1 protein-coding gene is annotated in these 560 nt (G+C 48.9%); it reads right to left on the bottom strand.

Annotated elements, in window-relative coordinates:
• The coding region (locus tag ED312_RS24065) for a hypothetical protein (RefSeq protein ID WP_170164621.1) at positions 1–560 on the bottom strand (560 nt) is incomplete at both ends.

Genomic DNA, 560 nt, shown 5'->3' with positions numbered 1-560 from the left:
GCTGCAGATTTGCAGCAGTTCCCGGTTCTACCAGGTTACCGGAAACTTCCGGCATACCATAACGAAGCCTGGCACCGTGTATACGTATGTTAGTGAGTGCAGAAGCTATTGCTGCAAATTTCACACGAACGCGGTCAAAATCCGCACCGGCAATAAAAGATGCTATGTAACGGTCTGTAGTTCCGGGGACCAATTTAATATTGATAGGTTCCGATAAAGATATACCATCACCATTGGCAACAGTACCATTAAAGCTTTCCAGGGTAAGCCCGCCAAGTAAGGAGAAATCCGCAAGGCCTCCGCCAATACCCAGCTCTACTTCGACAACGTCTCCATTCAACCCTCCGAACGGAAAAATAAGGTCTTGCCAAACACCTCCGGCAATACCAACAGTTGCGTTAAGAGAAGCAAAGTTATCCGGATCGGCATCTATGGAAAAATCGGGATTGGCCACTTCACACAGAGCACACAATCCATCCTTGTCCCACTCCTGGCTAATTGCGTGGAAAGGGCTTAAAGGATCAGGGAATTCTCCCCCGGGAACATCGGTGGCCCTGTCA

The sequence above is a fragment of the Sinomicrobium pectinilyticum genome, assembly GCF_003725735.1.
Classification (GTDB): domain Bacteria; phylum Bacteroidota; class Bacteroidia; order Flavobacteriales; family Flavobacteriaceae; genus Sinomicrobium; species Sinomicrobium pectinilyticum.
This window is presented reverse-complemented; position numbering and strand designations above follow the sequence as displayed.